This is a genomic window from Sphingomonas sp. S-NIH.Pt3_0716 (assembly GCF_003950715.1).
GTDB classification, from domain to species: Bacteria; Pseudomonadota; Alphaproteobacteria; order Sphingomonadales; family Sphingomonadaceae; genus Sphingobium; species Sphingobium yanoikuyae_A.
Genome location: NZ_QLJK01000002.1, coordinates 210,327 through 229,222, shown reverse-complemented (window position 1 = coordinate 229,222; position 18,896 = coordinate 210,327). Strand labels below are relative to the sequence as shown.

Here is an 18,896-nt window from a genome sequence, read left to right as displayed (position 1 = left end):
CCCCCGATGACCTTCCGTTCCCTGCGTCTCGCCATGCTGCTGGCCGGCACCGTGCTCGCCATGCCCGCCCAGGCCGACGATCTGGCCGACGGCTTCAACAATCCGCCCCAGTCGGCCCGGCCGCGTGTGTGGTGGCACTGGCTGAACGGCAATGTGACCAAGGACGGGATCGACAAGGATCTCGACTGGCTGGCGCGCATCGGCATTGGCGGGGTGCAGAATTTCGACGCCAATCTGCAGACGCCGCAGATCGTCAAGGAACGGCTGGTCTATATGACCGATGGCTGGAAGGATGCGTTCCGCCATGCGGTGCAGACCGCCGATGCCAAGGGGCTGGAATTCGCGATCGCGGCGTCGCCGGGCTGGAGCGAGACCGGCGGTCCCTGGGTCAAGCCGCAGGACGCGATGAAGAAGCTGGTCTGGACCGAAACCGAGGTCGAGGGCGGCCAGCGGGTCAAGGGCGCCCTGCCCGCCCCGTCCAATGTGACCGGCGCCTTCCAGAGCGCGAAGTTCAGCGATCCGCTGGCGGGCGACGCGGAGATACCGGACCAGCCGCGCGCCTATGGCGAGGCCCGGGTGCTGGCCTATCCGATTGCAGCGGTGCCCTTGCCGACGCCCCGCATCCTTGATGCCGATGGCCAGCCGATCGCGGGCGCCGCGGCGCTGGGCGACAGCGATCTGGAAACCGTGGCGCAGATGGCCAAGGGCGATGAAGCGCATCCCGGCACGCTGATCCTCGATTATGGCAAGCCCGTCACGGTGCGATCGGCCAGCCTGTTCGTGCCCCATGCCCGCCCGCCCTTCGGCGACCCCGCCTATCGTCCGACGATCGAGGCGGAAACGGCGCAGGGCTGGCAGCCGCTCGGCCGCTTCTCGCTGACCGAAGTCGCCTCCACCACCAGCTTCGCGCCCGTCACGGCGCAGCGCTTCCGGCTGGTCCTGTCGCCCAATGACGCCGCCAAGTCGCCGGGCCTGGGCGATGGCGCGCCCGGCGCGGTGATGATCGACGTGTTCGGCCGCCCTGCCAGCCCGACGCTGGGCATTGGCGACCTGCGCCTGTCGGCCGAGGCGCGGATCGACCAGTTTGAAGCGAAGGCCGGCTATGCCATCGCATCCGATTATAACCGTCTGAGCATGGGTCCGGCCGATGCACCGGCGATCGATCCGGCCAGGGTCATCGACCTGACCGACCGGCTGCGCCCCGACGGCACGCTCGACTGGACCGCACCCAGGGGCACGCGCTGGCGCATCGTCCGCATGGGCTGGTCGCTGACCGGCAAGACCAACCATCCCGCCACGCCCGAAGCCACCGGGCTGGAGGTCGACAAATATGATGCGGCCGCCGTGCGCCGCTATCTCGAAACCTATCTCGCCATGTATCGCGATGCGGTCGGCGCCGACTGGATCGGCAGGAAGGGCATCAGCGCGCTGCTGACCGACAGTATCGAGGTCGGCGCGTCCAACTGGACGCCGCGCATGGTGGAGGAGTTCAAGGCGCGGCGCGGCTATGACCCCGTCCCCTTCCTGCCGACGCTGACCGGCGCAGTGGTGGGATCGGCCGCGCGCAGCGATGCCTTCCTGCATGATTATCGCCAGACCCTGGCCGACCTGCTGGCCGACGCCCATTATGGCACGGTGGCAAAGGTCGCGCATGAGCATGGTCTGACCGTCTATGGCGAGGCGCTGGAAAATGGCCGGCCGGTGCTGGGCGACGACCTTGCCATGCGCGCGCATACCGATGTGCCGATGGCGGCGATGTGGACGTTCAATCGCGGCAGCGCGCCGCGCCCGACGCTGATCGGCGACATGAAGGGTGCGGCGTCGGTCGCCCATATTTATGGCCAAAATATCGTGTCGGCCGAAAGCATGACGTCGGCCTTTGCCCCGGCCGACCTCAAGCGCGTGATCGATCTGGAATTCGTGTCCGGCGTCAACCGGCCGATCGTCCACACCTCCGTCCACCAGCCGGTGGATGACAAGGTGCCGGGCCTCAGCCTCATGATCTTCGGCCAATATTTCAACCGCCACGAAAGCTGGGCCAATATGGCCAAGCCCTGGGTTGATTATATGGCGCGCACCGGCTTCCTGTTGCAGCAGGGCCGCGACCATGCCGACATCGCCTATTTCTATGGCGAGGATGCGCCGATCACCGCGCTGTTCGAACATGGCGTGCCGGCCGACCTGCCCAAATCCTATGCCTATGACTTCGTCAATGCCGAGATTTTGGCGAGCAAGGCGTCGGTGCAGGATGGCGAACTGGTCGCCGGCAAGGCCCGTTACAAGGCCCTGTATCTGGGCGGATCGAGCAAGGTCATGACGCTTGCCACCCTGCAGCGCATCGCCGCACTGGTCGAGGCTGGCGCGACCCTGATCGGCACGGCACCCGAACGCGCGCCCGGCCTGCAGGATGATCCCGCCGCCTTCCGCGCGCTCGTGGCGAAGCTATGGAGCGGCCAGCCGGTCGGCAGGGGCAAGGTGATCGCCAGCGCCGATGTCGACGCAGCGCTTGCCGGCACGGGCATCGGTGCCGATTTCCGCGTCACCGGCAGCGGCGATGCCGGTGCCTATCGCTTCCTCCACCGCGCCCTGCCCGATGGCGACCTCTATTATGTGACCAATGGCAAGGCCCAGGCCGAACATGTCGAGGCGCGCTTCCGCGCCACCGGTCGCCAGCCGGAAATCTGGCGCGCGATCGACGGCAGCGCCGCGCCGCTGTCCTACCGGACCGAGGGCAGCGACACGGTGGTCCCGCTCGACGTCGGGCCGGAGGATGCCTTCTTCATCCTGTTCCGCAAGCCGGCGCAGTCGCCCGGCCGGACGATCGCGCCGGCGACGGTGAAGCAGGTCGCCACCCTGTCGCAGCCCTGGACCGTGCGCTTCCAGCCGGGTCGCGGCGCGCCGGCCGAGATCGCGATGCCGACGCTGACGGCGCTCGACAAGAGCAGCGATCCGGGCGTGCGCTATTTCTCGGGCGAGGCGACCTATGCCAGCAGCTTTGCCCTGCCCAGGGGCGCCAAAGCCGGCGCACCGCTCTGGCTTGATCTCGGCAGCGTCGGCGATGTCGCGGAGGTGCGGATCAATGGCCAGGTCGCGGGCACAAGCTGGTTCGCCCCCTATCGGCTGGACGTCGGCAAGCTGGTGAAGCCCGGTCGCAACGCGATCGAGGTGAAGGTCGCGAACCTGTGGGTCAACCGTCTGATCGGCGACCAGCAGCCCGGCGCACAGAAGATCAGCTTCACCGCCGCCCCCACCTATCGCCCCGATGCGCCGCTGCGTCCGTCGGGCCTGATCGGGCCGGTCACGCTGTCGGCGGAACAATAAGCAGGGGCCGCGCGGATGCTCGCTTGAACGACGGAAAGTCGCCGCCTATCAGGCGGTCATCATGACCGACGATCAGCAGAGCATCCGCGCCATCCTCGACCGGCTGCGCGCCCCGGCGGGCAATCCCGTGGCCCGCGCCCGCTGGCTGGTCGAACGGCAGGTGCCCGAAGCGCGGCGCGGCCCCGGCTGGGACCGGCACTGGCGCGAGCTGGAAGCCTATCTGGACAGCCCGGTCAGCTGGTCGGGCAATCGCGATGCGGACGGGATCGAAGGGTGGGACGATGACGTCTGACCGGCTGATCGACATGATGATCGCGCGGCTGGTGATCGCCCATGGCAAGAGCAAGCATCATTGGCGCAAGGCGATCGGTCCGGTCCGAATCTACAGCCGCGCCACCCATCCCCATTGCAACTGGGCCTTCACGCCGAGCGGCACGGCGGGCGAGATATCGGTGATCGAGACGCTGCTGGACGATCTGCACCTGCGCCATCCGCTGATCGATCGGTAAGCCCGCGCGGCGCTTGAGCGTCGCAAGGTGCTGATGCGCCAGCATCACTGCACCTTGTCAAAAACAAAGGGCGCGGACGGCCTGTCGCCATCCACGCCCCCTGCGACCCCGAAGGGATTTCGATCAGCCGGCGAGCTGCGTTTCCAGTTCGCCCAGCACGCGATAGCAGTCGAACACCTTGGCGACCGAGCTGTTGGGCTCGCGGCCCTCGCGGATGGCGCTGATGAACTCGCGGTCCTGCAATTCGATGCCATTGTTGGAGATGGCGACGCCGGCCAGGTCGATCGGCTCTTCCTTGCCGTTCACCAGATCGTCGTAGCGGGCAATATAGGTGTCGGTGTCGCCGATATAGCGGAAGAAGGTGCCAAGCGGCCCGTCATTGTTGAAGCTCAGCGACAGGGTGCAGATGGCGCCGGTCTCGCTCTTGAGCTGGATCGACATGTCCATGGCGATGCCCAGTTCCGGATGGATCGGCCCCTGCATCGCATGGGCGGCGACGATCCTGCCCGCCTGATAGGCGAACAGGTCGACCGTATGCGCGGCGTGATGCCACAGAAGATGGTCGGTCCACGACCGCGGCTCGCCCTTGGCATTGATGTTCTTGCGGCGGAAGAAATAGGTCTGCACATCCATCTGCTGGACGTTGAATTCGCCCGCCTGGATGCGGTTGTGGACGAACTGATGCGACGGGTTGAAGCGGCGGGTATGGCCGACCATGCAGACCAAGCCGGTTTCCTTCTGCTTGGCGAGCACCGCCTGCGCATCGGCCCAGCTGTCGGCAAGCGGGATTTCCACCTCGACATGCTTGCCCGCATTCATGCAGGCGATCGCCTGTTCCGCGTGCATCTGGGTCGGCGTACACAGGATCACCGCATCGACATCGTCACGCGCCAGCGTCTCGTTGAGGTCGGTGGTCACATGGCCGATGCCATATTTCTCGGCGACCTTCTTCGTCGCCTCCAGTTCGCGGCCGATGATCGAGGTGACGTTGACGCCGTCGACATATTTGAGGCCATCAAGATGCTTTTCGCCAAAGGCGCCGGCACCGGCGAGGGCAATACGCATGGAATTTTCTCCATCTAAAGCCCCTCCCTTCCAGGGAGGGTTGAATAGAGACACCTGTCTCTATTCAAGGGTGGGTGCCTCCGAAGGAGGCTCGCTACGCTCGCACCCACCCCCGGCCCCTCCCTGGAAGGGAGGGGAGGCAGGAGTGCGAACCGAAATTCAGTCCGTCGGTTCGAGCACCAGGTGCCCGACCGCAGTGTTGGAAGCGGGAACATGATAATGGCGGTGCAGCGGCCGGACCTTGTCGCCCAGCGCCCCGCGCATGATCAGCCACATGACCATCTCGATCCCTTCGGACCCGGTCTCGCGCAGATATTCGATATGCTCGATCGCACGCAGCGCCTCGCCATCGTCGCTCTGGCTCATCAGGTCGAGGAAGCGATTGTCCCACTCGGCATTGATGAGGCCGGCGCGCGGGCCCTGAAGCTGGTGGCTCATGCCGCCCGTGCCCCAGATCTGCACGTTGAGATCCTCGGGGAAGCTCTCGACCGCGCGGGCGATCGCCTCGCCCAGCCGCCAGCAGCGATTGCCCGAAGGCGGCGGATAGGTGACGACATTGACCGCGACCGGGATCACCCGGCACGGCCAGGCGTCGGGCTGGCCGAACATCAGGCTCAACGGCACGGTCAGGCCATGGTCGACATCCATTTCGTTGATGATGGTCATGTCGAATTCGTCGAGGATCAGGCTCTGGGCGATGTGCCAGGCCAGGTCCGGCTCGCCGATCACATCGGGCACCGGGCGCGGCCCCCAGCCCTCGTCGGCCGGCTTGTAGCGTTCGCCACAGCCGATCGCGAAGGTCGGGATGATCTTCATGTCGAAGGCGGAGGCATGGTCATTATAGACCAGGATTACGACATCGGGCTTTTCCTGCGCGATCCATTGCCGCGACCAGTCATAGCCGGCAAACAAAGGCTGCCAGTAGGGTTCGGCGGTCTTGCCCAGATCCATGGCAGCGCCGATGGCGGGCACATGGCTGGTGGCGACGCCGGCAGTGATGCGGGCCATCAGCGTTTCTCCTTGATGGAGCGGACACCCTGAGGCGAGCGGCCGCCGGCGATCATCATCGCCTGATAATCTTCCGGGCTCATCCCGGTCATGGTGCCGACCGCCTGCAGGAAGCTGAGGCCGTCGGTCGAGAACACCTTGGCAAGGAAATAGATGTTCCCGCCCAGATCCAGGCAACGATTATAGTCGCGGTCCAGGATCGCCTGTTTCTGCGCCTCGGTCATCGGCCATTCGTCGATATAGGCGCGCTCGCCGGCCAGCCAGCGCACGCGGTTTTCCGCCTTCATCAGGCTCATCGCGAACTGGTTCATCCAATAGCCCTGACGCGCCCGCGCCGCCGTATAGACGCGGGTGCCGGGAATATCGTCGAACTCGGCAAGATATTCGTGGATATCGATGCTCATCTCATCCTCTCTTGGCATCCATCCCCCGGCCCTTCCTTCCAACAAAGGACCGGGGGATGAACGCGCCCCTCCGCGGGGATAGGTTTACAGGCCGCGCGCCTTCAATTGCGCGTCGAGCCGGGGGAAGACCCGGCGGGCATTGCCCTCGAAGATCGCGGCACGCTCGCCCTCGCTGATGTCCAGCGCATCGACATAGCGCTTGGTATCGTCGAAATAATGGCCGGTGGTGGGATCGATGCCGCGCACCGCGCCGACCATTTCCGACCCGAACAGGATATTCTTGTTGTCGATCACGTCCGCCAGCAGGTCGACGCCCGGCTGATGATAGACGCATGTGTCGAAGAAGATGTTGTTCATCAGATGGGTCGACAGGTCGGGCTTCTTCAGCATGTCGGCCAGGCCCCGGTAACGTCCCCAATGATAGGGCACGGCGCCGCCGCCATGCGGGATGATGAACTTGAGGGTCGGGAAGTCCCTGAACAGGTCGCCCTCCAGCAACTGCATGAAGGCGATGGTATCGGCGGCGATATAATAGCCGCCAGTCGCGTGCATCGCCGGATTGCAGCTGCCCGACACATGGATCATCGCCGGCACGTCCAGCTCGACCATCTTCTCGTAGAAGGGATACCAGTAACGGTCGGTGAGCGGCGGATGCTGGAAATGACCGCCGCCCGGATCGGGATTGAGGTTGCAGCCGATAAAGCCCATGTCGACGCAGCGTTCCAGCTCGGCAATGCTGTTCGCCATGTCCGCCTTGGGCGACTGGGGCAGCATGCACACGCCGACGAAACTTTCGGGGAACAGGCCGACGACGCGCGCGATCAGGTCGTTGCAGCGCATCGCCCATTCCTTCGCCACCGCCGCGTCGCCGACATGGGGGGCCATGGCCGAAGCGCGCGGCGAGAAGATGGTGAGGTCGGCGCCGCGTTCCTTGATCAGGCGCAGCTGGTTCGCCTCGATCGTCTCGCGGATTTCGGCGTCGCTGATGTCGGGATAGGCGGGGGCAGGCACGCCCGCCTTGAACGCCGCCTTCTGCTCCTCGCGCCAGGCGTCATGCCCCTTGGGCAGCACGGTATAATGGCCGTGGCAGTCGATAATCATGGTCATGCCGCGTCGGCCTTTCCTGTCTGTTCTGCTTTTGCTTGGATGATGCTGTCGATCTTGGCGCCCAGCCCTTCGGGCGGCGTCTTGAGCCCCAACGCGCCGATCGCCTGCTGGCGCTCGACCGTACCGCGCGTCATCGCGGAACCGGTGCCAAGGCCATCGAGCGTCTTGACCACCTCCGCCATCTCGGCCGCGCGGCGCAGCCCGTGGACCATCATGCGGTCGAGATTATAGTCGGCGCGGATATCCCAGGGCCGCGGCTTCTCGCTGGCGTCGAGCGATCCGATCACCTCGTCCAGCACGCCCGCCGCATCGGCCGCCAGCATGCATTCGGCGGTCAGCGCCTCCAGCCCCTTGACCATCACCGACCGGATCATCTTGATCGCCGACGCGCGGCCGACGGCCTCCCCAACGACGCGGATATTGGTGAAGCCCAGCCGGGCCAGCCCTGCCCGCGCGGCATCGGCATGGGCGCCGCTGACCAGCAGCGGCACGTTCAGCCGGGCCGGATCGACCGGCGCCATCACGGCGACATCGACATAATGGCCACCGGCCGCCTCGATCGCGCGGGCCGCCGCCTGCTTGGTCTGCGGCGCGACGCTGTTGAGATCGCAATAGAGGGCGCCGGGGGCGATATGGGCGGCGGCGGCCTGCGCAACGGCCAGCGCCTGGTCGGCGGTGACGAGCGACAGGATGAAGGGGACGGGCGCAACGGCATCGGCCAGCGTCGGCACGGCCCGGACGCCGGCCCTGACACAGCGCGCCAGCATCGCATCGCGGGTGGCGCCGGCATCGGTCTGGATATCATAGACGCGAGCCGCGTCGATCCAGTCCCCCGCCATCGCAAAGGTGGACCCCGCCTCGCCAAATCCGATCAGACCGATTTCCTGCTCCATGGCGGGTTGGATGACGGATCCTGTCTGATGCCGCCAATCGAATCCGCTGGATCATTATAAGATTTTACGAATTCATATGCGCCGCAGCCTGATCGATCGCGGCCATGAACTGCTGCTGCAACCGGGTCGGGCGCCAGTCGGCCCGCGTGGTGAGGCCGATGGTCCGGCTGATCGCGCCGGGTGCCGGGCCGATATCGATCAGCAGCCCCGCCTCCAGCTCCAGCGCCAGTTGATCGTGCGACAGCAAGGTCAGATACTCGCCGCCGACCAGCAATTGCCGGATCGTCATCACCGATCCGCATTCGATCGGCACCGCCGGCAGGTCGCCGCCCAACGCCGCGAACATCGCCTGCCACAATTGCCGCAGCGGCGTGCCTTCCGGCGGCAATATCCAGGGATAGCGGTGCAGCGCATCGGCGTCCCAGCCCGCCGCCAGCGCATGGCCGCGCCGCGCCAGGATGGTCGGCCGATCCTCGAACAGGGGCCGTTGCGTCAGGTCCAGCGCCATGGCGGGATCGCGCAGCGCGCCGACCATCATGTCGATTTCGCCATCGCGCAGCGGGCCGACCAGTTCTGCATGCGATCCTTCATGGACGCTGATGTCGACCAGCGGGAAATCGGCGCGGAACCGGCCGATCGCATCGGGGATCAGGCGCGCGCGCGACAGCGGCATGGCGCCGACCAGGATGCGCCCGCCTTCCTGCCCGCGCAGGTCGGCCAGATCCTCCAGCCCCTGCCGCAATTCCGCCAGCGCCAGCCGCAGCCGCTGCGCCAGCACCGTTCCGGCCCTGGTCAGCATCACGCCGCGCCCGCGCCGGTCGACCAGCCTTTGTCCCAGCGCCAGCCCCAGATCGCCGACCGCCCGATGCAGCGAGGGTTCGGCCACGCCGGTCGCCACCGCCGCCGCGGCATAGCTGCCGCCGCGCGCCAGGGCGACGAAGGCGCGCACCTGCGCCGCGGTCACCCGGTTGCTGCCAATCAGCCGCAGCGCCGCATCGATCCGGGGCTTCAGCCGCTCCGCCGGCTCCAGCGCGACCATACCGCCGGGCTGGCGCGCGAACAGCGGCAGGCCCAGTTGCGCCTCCAGCTTGGCGATCCCCTGGGTCACCGCCGGCTGGGTCAGGTTCACCGCGCGCGCCGCCAGGCTGACGCTGCCAAGCTCCACCACGGCCGCCATCGCGGCCAGATGTCGGATATTGAACTGGTCGGGGTTCATGTCCAACACTTAGCAAAAATTTATGCACTGGTTCCAGTTCGGATTTGAGCATCGCGCTGCACCTGTCCACATCGCTGTCAACTTATGCGCTAGGAGAAGGCTTGATGTCCGGCATTGTCGTCCAGAATATCGAACGGGCGGACTTCGCCGTCATCGATGGCCTCGCCAAGGCGGGGGTCGCCACCGTCCATGAAGCCCAGGGCCGCAAGGGCCTGCTCGCCCCCTATATGCGCCCCATCTATCCGGGCGCCCGCATCGCCGGCAGCGCGGTGACGATCTCCGCCCCGCCGGGCGACAACTGGATGGTCCATGTTGCGATCGAACAGTTGAAGGAAGGCGACATATTGCTGCTCGCCCCGACCAGCCCCTGCACCGACGGCTATTTCGGCGACCTGCTCGCCACCTCCGCCCAGGCACGCGGCTGCCGTGGCCTCATCATCGACGCGGGCGTGCGCGACGTGCGCGACCTCAAGCAGATGAACTTCCCGGTCTGGTCCAAGGCGGTCCACGCCCAGGGCACGATCAAGGGCACGCTGGGATCGGTCAATATCCCGGTTGTCTGCGCCAATGCGCTGGTCAATCCGGGCGACGTGATCATCGCCGACGATGATGGCGTGTGCATCGTGCCGCGCGCCGACGCCGCCGCCGTGCTGGAAAAGGCGCAGGCCCGCGAAGCCGCCGAGGAAGCCAAGCGCGTCCGCCTAGCCGCCGGAGAGCTGGGCCTCGACATATACAATATGCGCCCGCGCCTCCAGGAAATGGGCCTCAAATATGTCTGACGCGCTTTTCCCCACCCCGTTCGGTTCGAGCCTGTCGAGAACCCTGCGCCCCGTTCTCGACAGGCTCGAACCGAACGGAGGCAGGGCGTGACGTCGGCCAGAGTCATGTGGATGCGCGGCGGCACGTCCAAGGGCGGCTATTTCCTTTCGGAAGACATGCCTGCCGACAGAGCCGCGCGCGACGCCTTCCTGCTGCGGGTCATGGGATCGCCCGATCCGCGCCAGATCGATGGCATGGGCGGCGCCGATCCGCTGACCAGCAAAGTCGCGGTGGTGAAGAAATCCGAGCGGGCGGGCGTCGATGTCGACTATCTCTTCCTCCAGGTCTTCGTCGATCAGGCGATTGTCAGCGACGCGCAGAATTGCGGCAATATCCTGGCCGGCATCGGCCCCTTCGCGATCGAGCGTGGCCTCGTCGCCGCGCAGGACGGCGAGACCCGCGTCGCCATCTTCATGGAAAATACCGGACAGATCGCGATCGCCACGGTTGAGACCCCCGGTGGCAAGGTCCGCTATGATGGCGAGGCGAGGATCGACGGCGTGCCCGGCAGCGCCGCGCCGATCCCGCTGGAGTTTCGCGACACCGCCGGCTCCTCCTGCGGCGCACTGCTGCCGACCGGCAATGCCTTTGACGAGGTGGAGGGCGTGCGCGTCACCCTGATCGACAATGGCATGCCCTGCGTCGTCATGAAGGCGCAGGATGTCGGCATCACCGGTTATGAAGACCGCGACACGCTGGACAAGGATGCGGCGCTCAAAGCCCGGATCGAGGCGATCCGGCTTGCCGTCGGCGAACGGATGAACCTGGGAGACGTCAAGGAAAAGTCCGTGCCCAAGATGATGCTGGTCGCCCCGCCGCGCGATGGCGGCGCGATCACGGTGCGCAGTTTCATCCCGCATCGCGCCCATGCCTCGATCGGCGTGCTGGGCGCGGTCAGCGTCGCCACCGCCTGCCTGATCGACGGATCGCCCGCGGCCGAAGTCGCGTCGATCCCCGGCGGCAATCGCAAGACGCTGTCGGTCGAGCATCCGACCGGCGAGACGACCTGTGTCATGGAACTGGACGAGAGTGGCGCGGTCACCAGCGCCGCCATGCTGCGCACCGCGCGCAAGCTGATGGATGGAGAGATTTTCGCATGACCGCCCCCGAACTTGGCCGCATCATCAGCTGGCACGGCAATCCGTCCAAACCGCGCTACACCCCGCCGGCCGGCGCGATCGACGCCCATTGCCATGTGTTCGGTCCGATGGCGCAATTCCCGTTCAGCGCGAAGGCGAAATATCTGCCCGAGGATGCCGGCCCGGACATGCTGTTCGCGCTCCGCGACCATCTGGGTTTCGCCCGCAATGTCATCGTCCAGGCCAGCTGCCACGGCACCGACAATGCCGCGACGCTGGACGCCATCGCCAAATCGAACGGCAAGGCGCGCGGCGTCGCCGTGGTCGATCCGGCCATTTCGGAGGCCGATCTCGCCGCCCTGCATGAGGGCGGAATGCGCGGCATCCGCTTCAATTTCCTCAAGCGCCTGGTCGATGACGCGCCCAAGGACAAGTTCCTGGAAGTGGCCAAGCGCCTGCCCAAGGGCTGGCATGTGGTGATCTATTTCGAGGCCGACATCCTCGAGGAACTGCGCCCATTCATGGACGCGATCCCGGTGCCGCTGGTGATCGACCATATGGGCCGTCCGGACGTGACCCAGGGGCCGGATGGCGCCGACATGAAGGCGTTCCGCGCCTTTCTCGAAAGCCGTGACGACATCTGGTTCAAGGCAACCTGCCCCGACCGGCTCGATCCGACAGGCGATCCGTGGAACGCCTTTGCCGATGCCGTTGCGCCGCTGGTCGCCGACTATCAGGACCGCGTGTTGTGGGGCACCGACTGGCCGCACCCGAACATGCAGGATGCGATCCCCGATGACGGCCATCTGGTCGACATGATCCCGCGCATCGCCCCGACGGTGGAATTGCAGCGCAAGCTGCTGATCGACAACCCGATGCGGCTTTACTGGCCCGAGGAATTATAAGGGCACAGCCGGTTTCCAATCAGCACACGGCCGCTCCGTCCGGGGCGGTCGGTTGCATTTGCGCAACATGCCTTTCGCAAATGCAAGTCAACAGAATTGCGAACGAATATCAATATCGCTATGGGCGCCCCATAAACGAGTCACGGGGGATCCCATATGAAGAAGTTCATCGCATTGAGCGGCGCGGCCCTGATCGCGCTGTGCCATGGCACCGCCTGGTCGGCAGAGGCGGCCGCCGCGGACGCCCCCCGCACTGACGAAGACAGCATCGTCGTCACCGCCGCGACCACCGGGTCCAAGACCGATACGGCGCTGGTCGAACTGCCCCAGCCGATCAAGGTCATCACATCCGAACAATATCTGTCGCAGGGTGCGATCAGCATCAGCGACACGGTGAAATATGCCGCCGGCGTGCTGGCCAATCCCTATGGCCGCGATACCCGCGTCGATGGCTTCAATGTGCGTGGCCTGGACGCGCTGCAGTTCCGCGACGGCATGCGCGACATCTTCAGCTATTATGCGTCGATCACGTCGGACCCCTATAATTTCTCGCGCGTGGAAATCCTGCGCGGCCCGGCATCGGTGCTGTTCGGCCAGGGGTCGATCGGCGGCCTGGTCAACCTGGTCAGCAAGACGCCCGATTTCACCACGCGCGGCGAACTCAACCTTGTCTATGGCAGCTATGACCGCAAGGAGGCGATGGGCGACGTCAATGTCGCGCTGGCCGACAATCTGGCTGTGCGCTTCGTCGGCCGCGTCCGCGACGCCGACACCTATGTCGACCATGTCCCCGACGACCGCGTGATGTTCGCGCCCTCGATCCGGTGGCAGCCGACGCCCGATACCGACATCGTGCTGACCGGCCTCTATCAGGAGGATGACACCGGTTCGACATCGCAGTTCCTGCCGATCGTCGGCACCTTCATGCCCAACAATGTCGCGGGCGAGCAGCTGGATCGCTACACCTTCGTCGGCAAGGCCGGCTGGGATCGCTATGATGGCCGGTCGCTGCAGGGTGGCGGCTCGATCACCCACCGCTTCTCCGACAATGTGAAGCTGAGCCTCAAGGCGCGCTATATCGACAGCGACCTGGAATATAACACCCATTATGCCGACAGCTATACCAACCCGCAGGATCCCTTCTCGGTCTATGGCACCGACGGGCGCACCATCGCGCTGACGGCCGATGCCAGCGACGCGCGGATGAACGTCTTTTCGACCGACAACAACGTCCAGTTCAATTTCAACACCGGCGCCAATATCGAGCACAAGCTGCTGGTCGGCATCGACTATAGCTGGAACAAGGTGTCCAAGCGTTATGCCGGCGGCTATGAACTGGTCGACCTTTACGACATCGATTATGATGCGCTGGCGACCTATGATCCGACTGGCCCCTTCACCAGCGACAGCCAGAAGCAGCTGGGCGTCTATGTCCAGGACCAGATCCGCTTCTATGACCGGGTATCGGTCGTGCTGGGCGCCCGCCGCGATCGCGTGACCGGCTCTTCGGGCCAGAAGGACAATGCCACCACCTTCCGCGCCGGCATCATCGGCGAAATCGGCGCCGGCATCTCGCCCTTCTTCAGCTACACCGAAAGCTTCCTGCCGGTCGCCGGCCGGATCGACAATGGCGACGGCAGCTATGGCGATGCCTACAAGCCGCAGACCGGCACCCAATATGAAGCCGGTGTGAAGTGGCAGCCCGCCCCCAGCACCCTGGTCACCGCCACCGTGTTCAAGATCAAGGAGCGCAACCGCGTCCTCTATCTCGCGGCGGGCGGCACCGAACAGTCGGGCGTGCTCAACACCAAGGGCTTCGAGATCGAAGCGAGCCATACCCTGCCCGGCAATTTCGAACTGCTGGCCAATTATGGCTATTCGAAGCTGAAGTCGGAAACCAACACCAGCCTCGACTATATGCCGCGCCACACTGCGTCGCTCTGGTCCACCAAGACCTTCGGCCTGGCCGACGAGGCGCAGCTGCGCCTGGGCGGCGGCGTCGTCTATAGCGGCAAGAGCGTATCGACCAGCGCGATCTGGTCGATCGTCACGCCATCGCGCACCACCGTCGACGCGCTGGCGGAAATCACCTGGCAGGACTGGCGCTTCGCGCTCAATGCGACCAACCTGCTCAACAAGAAATTCTACGCGTCCTGTCTGGCGCGTGGCGACTGCTTCATGGGCGCGCCGCGCAACGTCATGGGCACGGTCGGCTTCCGTTTCTGAGGAGAGAGACTATGCTGAAATGGACTAGTGCGCTGCTGGCGATCGCCTGCCTGCCCGCGATGGCGCAGGCGCATGAAGTGTGGGTCGAACGGGACGGCGCCGGCCCGGCGCGCATCTATCTGGGCGAACCGGGCGATCCGCTGCCCGAGGGTGGCGATCCCGAGTTCGAGAAGCTGAAGGCGCCCAAGCTGGTGCCCGCATCCTCCGCCGCGCAGGTGCGCAAGGCCGGCTATATCGAGGTCGCCGTGCCCGCCGGCGACGTGCGCGTGATCGACGACAGCGTGTTCGATCCCTGGGGCGAGGACGGCAAGAAGGAAGGCGTGATCTATTATGCGCGCGCCGGCCGCAGCGAGGCCAAGGCCGGGATGCCGCTGGAAATCGTGCCGACCGCTGCGGGCGCCAGCAGTTTCACGCTGGTCCGCGACGGCAAGCCGCTTGCCGGGGTCAAGGTGACCGCGATCTCGCCCGACAAATGGTCGAAGGGCTTCGTCACCGACGCCCAGGGCCGCGTGACCCTGCCGATCAAGGAAAAGGGCCGCTATATCCTGACCGCGACGCAGGAGGAAAAGGGCGACCTCAGCCTGCGCGGCGCCAAGGTGGCGACGCTCTACAACATCGCCACGCTGACCTTCGTCAATAACTGACACTGGAGCGGCGCGGGCCGATGGCCCGCGCCGCCGCCTCATGCCGCAAGAGCCGCCAGATCCGCGTCCAGCGCGTCGAGCGCCGCATCGGTGAACTGCGACGGGGCAAAGGGCTGGATCGCGCGGAGCGTCATGCCCCTGGCCATCGCAATGCGCTGGTCATCCGCCACGCCCGGAAAATAGCGATCGAGCAGGCTGCGCGTCTGCGGATCGGCCAGCAGCACGCCGATCTTCGTGCGAGCGGTCGACAGCATTTCATCCTGTGGTTCCACCTGTGCTTGCGGCGCCTGCCCCGCAACGGGGAAGCTGCCCGTCTCACCCCGATCGGCCAATGCGGTGGTCGATGGCGTCAGGGTCAGGTGCAGGTCGGCCAGCCCGCGAATGATGAAACTCGGCTCGAAATGCAGGTCGCGGGCACCGGGCGGGCCATGGCGGGCCGGGTCGAGTTCGATCGCGCTGCTATGCTCCAGAAACTTCTCCAGAATGATCCGCACCTCGACACGGGCGAGCGGCGCGCCGGCGCAGACATGCTTGCCCCGGCCGAAGGCGACATGCTCGCGAATGCGGGGACGATCCAGTTGCAGGTCCGCAGGCGCGTCCCAGCGCGCAGGATCGCGATTGGCCGCCGCCAGTGCCAGCAATATGCAGGTGCCCGCCGGCACCGCCTGATCGCCGATCCGGGTATCGCGCCGCGCCACCCGCGCCGTCTGCTTGCTCGATCCCTCGATCCGCAGCACTTCCTCGATCAAGGCCGGGATCAGCGCCGGATCGGCGCGCAGCTGGTCCTGAAGGCCCGGCTGATCGACAATATGGCGCATGGCGTTGCCCAGCAGCTTGGCGCTGGTGTCCTGCCCGGCGCCGAACAGGAAGGTGGCGAGGTTGACGATCTCCGCCACGCTGGGCGTGGTCCCGTCGGCATATTTGGCCAGCGCCAGCTCGGTCAATATATCCTCGCGCGGATGACGCCGCCGATCCTCGACATAGGCGGCGAAATAGGAACCCATGACGATCAGCGGATGCCCCTCCCCCGCATAGTCATTGTCCGCCGCGTCCAGGCTGCCGGGCGGCGGCGCCGCATCGATCACATCCATGAAGCGCTGGCGATCCTCCGCCGGCACGCCCAGCAGGTCGGCGATCACCAACGTGACGAAGGGCGTGGCGATGTCCCGGATCAGCTCGGTCCGCCCCCGCGCCACCGCCTGGCGGACCAGATGGTCCGAATAATCCGATATGAACCGCTCGTTCGCCTTGAGGCGAGAGGGGGTAAACAGCCGGTTGACCAGCCCGCGCAGCATGGTGTGGGGCATGTCGTCCAGCCCGACCAGCATCGTGCCGCCGGGAAAATCGGGCCGATGCGCTTCAAGCTGCGCGCTGATGTCGCTGCCTTGCGGGTCAAAGGGCAAGGGCGCCGCGGCCCCCTGCAGCGCGTTGACGGCGGAAAAATCCTGGGCATTGGCGAGGACTTCGAGCGTTTCGTCAAAGCCCGTGACGATCAGATAGTCCCGTCCCGGCGGCTGATAGACCGGGCCATGTGCCCGGACCGCCTCGAAAAAGGCATAGGGATCCTGCAATATGCCGCGATCGGTAAAATAGTCGCGCGCCTCCAGTGCCACCATCGTCTCTCTCCCATGCTGCCGTCACGCGCGCAGGAGCGATCGCGCAACCACATATGATACACAGTAGATCATATGTGGTTGCGGTCAAGTCAGGGATGTCAGGCCGCCGCGCCCTTGAGGAAACGGATCATGGAGGAGAAATCCTTGGCACCGGCGCCCGTATTGACCAGCGCCTGATAGAGGGATTCCGCCGCCGCGCCCATCGGCACGCTGGCGTCGACGCCATGGGCGGCCTCCACCGCGAGCTTGAGATCCTTGAGCATCAGCGCATTGGCGAAGCCGCCCTCATAGTCGCGATCGGCTGGCGTTTCCGGCCCGACGCCGGGCACCGGGCAATAGCTGGTCATCGACCAGCTCTGCCCCGACGCCTTGGACGAGATGTCGAAGAAGGTCTGGAGATCGAGGCCCAGCTTCTCCGCCAAGGCGAAGGCTTCGCAGGTGGCGACCATGGTGGCGCCGAGCAGCATATTGTTGACGATCTTCGCCGCCTGCCCCGCACCGGCCGCGCCGGCATGAATCACCGCCTTGCCCATCGCCTGCAAGATCGGTTCGGCGCGGGCAAAGGCGGCATCCTCGCCGCCGACCATGAAAGTGAGCGTGCCGGCATTGGCCGCCGCGATGCCGCCCGACACCGGCGCATCGACCATGGCGAGACCGCGTTCGGCCGCCTGTTCGATGACGGCGCGGGCCGAAGCGACGTCGATGGTCGAACAGTCGATCAGCAGCGTGTCCGGCCCGACCGCGCCCAGCAATTGCTCGCCATAGACGGCGCGGACATGCTTGCCGGCGGGCAGCATGGTGACGACGATGCTGACAGCTTGAACGGCTTCCGCCGCCGATGCCGCACGGGTGCATCCGGCCGCTTCGGCGCGGGCCAGCGCGGCTTCGGACAGGTCGAAGGCGGTGACATCATGGCCCGCCTTCACCAGATTGGCCGCCATGCCGCCGCCCATATTGCCAAGGCCGATGAAGCCGATGCTGCTCATGTCCATCCTCTCCTTTTATTCTGTCAGGCGTCGACCGCCGCCTGGGGCAGCGGTGTCCAGCCCTCGCCTTCCGGCAAGGGCGCGAAGATCGCATCGACCAGCTGGTCGGTCACCGCCTCCACTGTCGGCGGGTTCCAGCGCGGCTGGTTGTCCTTGTCGACGATCAGCGCGCGCACGCCTTCGACAATGTCGGGCCGGGCGATGATGCGGCAGGCGAGATCATATTCCATCGCCATATTGTCGACGAAGCGGGTCAGGCGGCTCGCCTGCGCCAGTTGCCGCAGCGCGACCTTCATCGTCTGGGGCGACTTGGTGTCGAGCGCGGCGAGCTGCGCCTGCGCCCAGTCCGATCCGTCGGCGCGCAGCGCCGCATAGATATCCTCCAGCCGGTCGCTGGCGAACAGCCGGTCGATATCCGGCAGGCGGGCGGCGAAATGGCTGTCGGGCGGGGTGACGGCGAAGCGCGCCAGCACCGCGCCGATATCGGATGGGTCGGCGATGATCGCGGCCTTCGTCTCCTCCAGCCGGTCGCTCGGCAGATAGTCGGTGGCGAGGCCGAGCGCGATCGCGTCCGCTCCGTCGATCCGCGCGCCGGTGACGGCGAGATAGCGGCCCGACCGCCCCGGCAGGCGAGAAAGATACCAGCCGCCGCCGACATCGGGGAACAGGCCGATGCCGGTTTCCGGCATGGCATAGACGGTGCGTTCGGTCGCAACGCGATGGCGCGCCGGCTGGGCGATGCCGACGCCGCCGCCCATGGTGATGCCGTCCATGAAGGCAATCACCGGCTTCCCATAGGTGAAAAGCAGATGGTTCAGCCGATATTCGGTCGCGAAGAAATCGCGCGCCGCCATATTGTCGCCCGCCGCGCTCTCCGCGATCAGGCGGATGTCGCCGCCGGCACAGAAGCCACGCCCTTCGGCATGGTCGATCATCACCGCGCGGATCGCCGGATCATCCTGCCAGGCGAGCAGCGCGTCGGTCATGGTCGCGCACATGGCGCGGGTCAGCGCATGGATCGCCTTGGGCCGGTTCAGCCGCAGGCGGCCGACGCCGCCTTCCACCGCAATCAGAACATCGTCGGTCATGGTCATCCCC

Annotated in this window: 17 protein-coding genes; 8 read left to right on the top strand and 9 right to left on the bottom strand. The window is 66.0% G+C overall.

All coding sequences use genetic code 11. From position 1 onward, the window contains the following. Positions 1 to 6: 6 nt before the first annotated feature. The 3 genes from BRX37_RS02575 to BRX37_RS02565 all read left to right on the top strand — a co-directional run bounded on the left by BRX37_RS02575 (position 7) and on the right by BRX37_RS02565 (position 3,830). On the top strand, positions 7 to 3,321 hold the full coding sequence (locus BRX37_RS02575; protein WP_125985394.1) for a glycosyl hydrolase: 3,315 nt from the start codon (positions 7 to 9) through the stop codon (positions 3,319 to 3,321). Between the two features lie 61 nt (positions 3,322 to 3,382). Beyond that, complete coding sequence (locus BRX37_RS02570) at positions 3,383 to 3,613, top strand: hypothetical protein (protein ID WP_004208426.1); 231 nt, start codon at positions 3,383 to 3,385, stop codon at positions 3,611 to 3,613. Next, on the top strand, positions 3,603 to 3,830 hold the full coding sequence (locus BRX37_RS02565) for a hypothetical protein (protein WP_010338905.1): 228 nt from the start codon (positions 3,603 to 3,605) through the stop codon (positions 3,828 to 3,830). The genes BRX37_RS02570 and BRX37_RS02565 overlap by 11 nt, the downstream gene beginning before the upstream one ends. Before the next feature lie 123 nt (positions 3,831 to 3,953). Here the strand turns inward: BRX37_RS02565 and BRX37_RS02560 are convergent, their stop codons facing one another. The 6 genes from BRX37_RS02560 to BRX37_RS02535 all read right to left on the bottom strand — a co-directional run bounded on the left by BRX37_RS02560 (position 3,954) and on the right by BRX37_RS02535 (position 9,523). Further along, positions 3,954 to 4,895: a Gfo/Idh/MocA family oxidoreductase gene (locus BRX37_RS02560; RefSeq protein ID WP_125985393.1), complete on the bottom strand. Its 942-nt coding sequence runs from the start codon at positions 4,893 to 4,895 to the stop codon at positions 3,954 to 3,956. A gap of 159 nt (positions 4,896 to 5,054) precedes the next feature. Continuing rightward, on the bottom strand, positions 5,055 to 5,903 hold the full coding sequence (locus BRX37_RS02555) for a class III extradiol dioxygenase subunit beta (RefSeq protein WP_122928328.1): 849 nt from the start codon (positions 5,901 to 5,903) through the stop codon (positions 5,055 to 5,057). After that, positions 5,903 to 6,307, bottom strand: a complete 405-nt coding sequence (gene ligA, locus BRX37_RS02550) for a protocatechuate 4,5-dioxygenase subunit alpha (protein ID WP_004208430.1) — start codon at positions 6,305 to 6,307, stop codon at positions 5,903 to 5,905. The genes BRX37_RS02555 and ligA overlap by 1 nt, the downstream gene beginning before the upstream one ends. A gap of 84 nt (positions 6,308 to 6,391) precedes the next feature. Continuing rightward, positions 6,392 to 7,414, bottom strand: coding sequence for an amidohydrolase family protein (locus BRX37_RS02545; RefSeq protein WP_125985392.1), 1,023 nt, complete (start codon positions 7,412 to 7,414; stop codon positions 6,392 to 6,394). Then, the gene (locus BRX37_RS02540; protein WP_125985391.1) at positions 7,411 to 8,307 is read right to left on the bottom strand and encodes an NAD(P)-dependent oxidoreductase; all 897 of its coding nucleotides are present in this window, start codon (positions 8,305 to 8,307) and stop codon (positions 7,411 to 7,413) included. Before BRX37_RS02540 ends, BRX37_RS02545 begins: the two co-directional genes overlap by 4 nt. A gap of 64 nt (positions 8,308 to 8,371) precedes the next feature. Continuing rightward, on the bottom strand, positions 8,372 to 9,523 hold the full coding sequence (locus BRX37_RS02535; protein ID WP_125985390.1) for a LysR substrate-binding domain-containing protein: 1,152 nt from the start codon (positions 9,521 to 9,523) through the stop codon (positions 8,372 to 8,374). 104 nt (positions 9,524 to 9,627) lie between these two features. Between BRX37_RS02535 and ligK the strand changes: the two genes are divergently transcribed. From ligK to BRX37_RS02510, 5 genes are all read left to right on the top strand, one after another. Then, complete coding sequence (gene ligK / locus BRX37_RS02530; protein ID WP_125985389.1) at positions 9,628 to 10,302, top strand: 4-carboxy-4-hydroxy-2-oxoadipate aldolase/oxaloacetate decarboxylase; 675 nt, start codon at positions 9,628 to 9,630, stop codon at positions 10,300 to 10,302. Positions 10,303 to 10,407: 105 nt separating this feature from the next. Beyond that, complete coding sequence (locus tag BRX37_RS02525; protein ID WP_125985423.1) at positions 10,408 to 11,442, top strand: 4-oxalomesaconate tautomerase; 1,035 nt, start codon at positions 10,408 to 10,410, stop codon at positions 11,440 to 11,442. Further along, positions 11,439 to 12,326, top strand: a complete 888-nt coding sequence (locus BRX37_RS02520; RefSeq protein WP_125985388.1) for an amidohydrolase family protein — start codon at positions 11,439 to 11,441, stop codon at positions 12,324 to 12,326. Before BRX37_RS02525 ends, BRX37_RS02520 begins: the two co-directional genes overlap by 4 nt. Before the next feature lie 156 nt (positions 12,327 to 12,482). Then, positions 12,483 to 14,552 carry a TonB-dependent siderophore receptor gene (locus tag BRX37_RS02515; RefSeq protein ID WP_004208437.1) on the top strand — a complete coding sequence of 690 codons (2,070 nt, stop codon included), beginning with the start codon at positions 12,483 to 12,485 and terminating at the stop codon, positions 14,550 to 14,552. An 11-nt stretch (positions 14,553 to 14,563) separates the two neighbouring features. Further along, the gene (locus tag BRX37_RS02510) at positions 14,564 to 15,196 is read left to right on the top strand and encodes a DUF4198 domain-containing protein (protein ID WP_125985387.1); all 633 of its coding nucleotides are present in this window, start codon (positions 14,564 to 14,566) and stop codon (positions 15,194 to 15,196) included. 38 nt (positions 15,197 to 15,234) lie between these two features. Here the strand turns inward: BRX37_RS02510 and BRX37_RS02505 are convergent, their stop codons facing one another. The 3 genes from BRX37_RS02505 to BRX37_RS02495 form a co-directional block, all read right to left on the bottom strand. Beyond that, entirely contained in the window at positions 15,235 to 16,812 is a 1,578-nt protein-coding gene (locus BRX37_RS02505) for a cytochrome P450 (RefSeq protein ID WP_125985386.1), read from the bottom strand. 98 nt (positions 16,813 to 16,910) lie between these two features. After that, positions 16,911 to 17,798, bottom strand: a complete 888-nt coding sequence (gene mmsB, locus BRX37_RS02500; protein WP_125985385.1) for a 3-hydroxyisobutyrate dehydrogenase — start codon at positions 17,796 to 17,798, stop codon at positions 16,911 to 16,913. A gap of 23 nt (positions 17,799 to 17,821) precedes the next feature. After that, positions 17,822 to 18,886: an enoyl-CoA hydratase/isomerase family protein gene (locus BRX37_RS02495; protein WP_206434096.1), complete on the bottom strand. Its 1,065-nt coding sequence runs from the start codon at positions 18,884 to 18,886 to the stop codon at positions 17,822 to 17,824. Positions 18,887 to 18,896: the final 10 nt, after the last annotated feature.

Bases quoted from the DNA above. Each gene is read 5' to 3' on its own strand.
- BRX37_RS02495 (WP_206434096.1), bottom strand. From the start codon at position 18,886: ATGACCGACGATGTTCTGATTGCGGTGGAAGGCGGCGTCGGCCGCCTG.
- ligA (WP_004208430.1), bottom strand. From the start codon at position 6,307: ATGAGCATCGATATCCACGAATATCTTGCCGAGTTCGACGATATTCCC.
- BRX37_RS02545 (WP_125985392.1), bottom strand. From the start codon at position 7,414: ATGACCATGATTATCGACTGCCACGGCCATTATACCGTGCTGCCCAAG.
- BRX37_RS02560 (WP_125985393.1), bottom strand. From the start codon at position 4,895: ATGCGTATTGCCCTCGCCGGTGCCGGCGCCTTTGGCGAAAAGCATCTT.
- BRX37_RS02555 (WP_122928328.1), bottom strand. From the start codon at position 5,903: ATGGCCCGCATCACTGCCGGCGTCGCCACCAGCCATGTGCCCGCCATC.
- BRX37_RS02565 (WP_010338905.1), top strand. From the start codon at position 3,603: ATGACGTCTGACCGGCTGATCGACATGATGATCGCGCGGCTGGTGATC.
- BRX37_RS02525 (WP_125985423.1), top strand. From the start codon at position 10,408: ATGTGGATGCGCGGCGGCACGTCCAAGGGCGGCTATTTCCTTTCGGAA.
- BRX37_RS02575 (WP_125985394.1), top strand. From the start codon at position 7: ATGACCTTCCGTTCCCTGCGTCTCGCCATGCTGCTGGCCGGCACCGTG.
- BRX37_RS02505 (WP_125985386.1), bottom strand. From the start codon at position 16,812: ATGGTGGCACTGGAGGCGCGCGACTATTTTACCGATCGCGGCATATTG.
- BRX37_RS02570 (WP_004208426.1), top strand. From the start codon at position 3,383: ATGACCGACGATCAGCAGAGCATCCGCGCCATCCTCGACCGGCTGCGC.
- BRX37_RS02510 (WP_125985387.1), top strand. From the start codon at position 14,564: ATGCTGAAATGGACTAGTGCGCTGCTGGCGATCGCCTGCCTGCCCGCG.
- BRX37_RS02515 (WP_004208437.1), top strand. From the start codon at position 12,483: ATGAAGAAGTTCATCGCATTGAGCGGCGCGGCCCTGATCGCGCTGTGC.
- ligK (WP_125985389.1), top strand. From the start codon at position 9,628: ATGTCCGGCATTGTCGTCCAGAATATCGAACGGGCGGACTTCGCCGTC.
- BRX37_RS02540 (WP_125985391.1), bottom strand. From the start codon at position 8,307: ATGGAGCAGGAAATCGGTCTGATCGGATTTGGCGAGGCGGGGTCCACC.
- BRX37_RS02535 (WP_125985390.1), bottom strand. From the start codon at position 9,523: ATGAACCCCGACCAGTTCAATATCCGACATCTGGCCGCGATGGCGGCC.
- mmsB (WP_125985385.1), bottom strand. From the start codon at position 17,798: ATGAGCAGCATCGGCTTCATCGGCCTTGGCAATATGGGCGGCGGCATG.
- BRX37_RS02520 (WP_125985388.1), top strand. From the start codon at position 11,439: ATGACCGCCCCCGAACTTGGCCGCATCATCAGCTGGCACGGCAATCCG.